2 protein-coding genes are annotated in these 2774 nt (G+C 69.9%); both read right to left on the reverse strand.

From position 1 onward, the window contains the following. Nucleotides 1–159: 159 nt before the first annotated feature. Complete coding sequence (locus tag G6017_RS10965; RefSeq protein WP_241731483.1) at nucleotides 160–1185, reverse strand: LLM class F420-dependent oxidoreductase; 1026 nt, start codon at nucleotides 1183–1185, stop codon at nucleotides 160–162. 464 nt (nucleotides 1186–1649) lie between these two features. After that, nucleotides 1650–2327, reverse strand: a complete 678-nt coding sequence (locus G6017_RS10970) for a VTT domain-containing protein (RefSeq protein WP_182617343.1) — start codon at nucleotides 2325–2327, stop codon at nucleotides 1650–1652. Nucleotides 2328–2774: the final 447 nt, after the last annotated feature.

Here is a 2774-nt window from a genome sequence, read left to right on the forward strand (position 1 = left end):
CCTCAGATCCCCGTGAACTACCGGGGTTAAGTTACGCATCGCCGGGACCAAGCTAACAGGGCAAACTAATCTCCTTGTCCAGGGGCGGTCAGATTTCGGATGTCTCTGGCAGGGCAGAAGGGGCCAGGCTGGCCGCGAATCACGCGCCAGATCTACCCCCTACAGCTGCCGCGCCACCTCCGAGGCCACCAGCTCCAGGTGGTCAAGGTCGGACATGTCGAGGGCCTGCAGGTAGATGCGCCTCATACCGATCGCCGAGTACCGGCCGATGGTGTCGACCACCTGATCAGGGGTTCCGGCCGCGCCGTTGGCCCGCAGTTCCTCCGGATCCCGCCCGATGGCGCCGGCGCGGCGGGCGAGCTCCGACTCGTTGCGGCCGCAGCACAGCACGAGGGCTGCCGAGCGCACGATCTCCCCCGGCGCCCGGCCGCGTTCGGCGCACGCCTCGTCGACGCGGAGGTACTGGGTGGCCACGGTGTCGACGTCGGCGAAGGGCACGTTGAACTCGTCGGCGAACCGGGCGGCCAGCGCGGGGGTGCGGCGCTTGCCAAAGCCACCGACGATGACCGGCGGCCGCTGTTGCAGCGGCTTGGGCAGGCCGGGCGAGTCGACCAGGTCGGTCCTCTTGCCCCGCACGGTCACCGTCTCCCCCTCGGGGGTCGACCACAGGGTCTCCAGGGCGCCGAGGGTGTCCTCGAGCATGTCGAACCGCTCGCCGATGGGCGGGAACGGGATGCCGTAGGCGGTGTGCTCGTCGTCGTACCACCCGGCGCCCAAGCCGACGTCCAGGCGCCCCCCGGACATCTGATCGACCTGCGCGAGCGAGATCGCCAGCGGGCCGAGGTGCCGGAAGGTCACCGAGGTCAGCAGGGTGCCGAGCCGGATGGAGCTGGTCTCCCGGGCCAGACCGGCCAGGGTGAGCCAGGCGTCGGTGGGACCGGGCAGGCCGCTGACGTCGCCCATCTTGAGGTAGTGGTCCGACCGGAAGAACGCCTCGTAACCCAGGTCCTCTGCCGCGCGGGCGACCGCGAGCTGGTCGGCGTAGGTGGCGCCCTGCTGGGGTTCCACGAAGACGCGCAGCCCGACCTTCCCGTCAGAGGGCAGGTCGGTGGAGGGGCTAGACGCGGTGGCGGAGCTGGGCACCGCGGTGGCGCTGGGCGCGGGCTGGCTGGAGTCGGCTGGCATGACGTCCAGAATGCCTCCGCCCGATCGGGCGTGCCAGTGTGACAGGCCCGTTCGCGTCCCAACCGGGGCTGCATGACGTGAACGACGACGACGCCGGCATCTCCAACCCCCGGTGAGCCCGATCCCGGGTGCCGCTGACCCAGCTCAGGCCCTATCGGCCCACGTCACGTTCTGCAGGCCCTGTTCGCGCTCGCGCCACAGGAACCACGCCCTGTATGACAGAGCGAACCCGGCACACCTCGGCGGCCCCGCGCCACCATCCATCGCGGGGTCATTCCTGCTCGCGTTTTCCCAGGTGGGGTTTCGGCAAATCCATCAGATTCGACCACTCGACGAGTGGGCGGGTCCAGCGCGGCCCGCGCGGCCCGTGCCCTTGTCGCTGGGACGAGCGGGGACGAGCAGCGACGCGCTGGGACGCCCGGAGGCGGCTATCCGCTCGAGCTGGCGAGGCGTCACAGGAGCGCTCACTCCACGCTCACAGCGCGCTGGCGCTCGATCAGCCGCCGTACGCGCTTGACCACAAACCAGACAAACAGGATCGCGATGATCGCCAACACCGCGTTGGACAGCACCCCACTCCACCGCTCCAGAACGGGCTTGATCGCCGGGCCAAAGACGAACCCCGCGCCAATCCAGATCGCGTTCCACACCCCGGATCCGATGAGGGTGTAGGCGGAGAAGTGCAGGACGGGCATTCGGCTGATCCCGGCGGGTATCGAGACGAACGAGCGCACCAGGGGGACGCAGCGCCCCAGCAGCACGGCCACTCCGCCCCACCGCTGGAAGAAGGCTTCCGATTTGTCGAAGTCCTCGTAGTCGAGCAGCGGGATCCTGCCCACCAGGCTCCTGGTGCGATCGCGTCCGAGCGCGGCGCCGACGGCGTACCAGATCCAGGCGCCGATCAGCGCGCCCGCGGTGGCCGCAGCCCAGGCGAGGGAGAAGCTCATCCGCCCCTCGTAGGCGAGGAACCCGGCCCCGGGCAGCACCGCCTCGGACGGGATCGGTGGCAGGAACGTCTCGAGCAGGATCGCCATGCCCACGCCGAGCTCGCCCAGTGTCTCCATGAGATTCAGGACCCATCCGATGAATCCGCTGTACTCGGCCGAGGGTTCGACCGGCGGTGCCGCGGCAAGGGTGATCACATCGATGTCCGTTTCTCCCACGCTCGGGGCCCGCCGAGCGTCTCTGGTCGCGGGGCCGGGTGTCCACGGCCCGGTCGCGGTGCAGCGCATGCCCGGCAACCATTGGAGGATACCGGTTCAGAACCCCGGGTTGGCTGAGAGATTTCCTGTCGTGAACGGCCGAGCGGGCCGGCCGGCGTGGGAGTGGTGCGGCGAGACCACTCGCTCACCAGTGATCGCAGCTACTACTGCACCCGTCCCTTTGGCCGGCACACGCGGCCGTCGCTGCCTTCGCCGCGGATCTGGTGCGCGTGACGCTCGACGGCGATCAGCTCGGGGAGTTCACCGCCGCCACCGAGGACTCCGCGCCGGCGGCGTACAGCGAGGGTTTCGACGACGTGGTGTTCTTCTGCCTTCCCGATCCCGCCACCGGCGAGGTCCACCTCCCCGTGGCCGCGCCGGGCGGCG

Origin of the sequence: Dietzia sp. B44 (genome assembly GCF_014145245.1) — a bacterium.
Lineage (GTDB): Bacteria > Actinomycetota > Actinomycetes > Mycobacteriales > Mycobacteriaceae > Dietzia > Dietzia natronolimnaea.

Bases quoted from the DNA above. Each gene is read 5' to 3' on its own strand.
- G6017_RS10965 (WP_241731483.1), bottom strand. From the start codon at position 1,185: ATGCCAGCCGACTCCAGCCAGCCCGCGCCCAGCGCCACCGCGGTGCCC.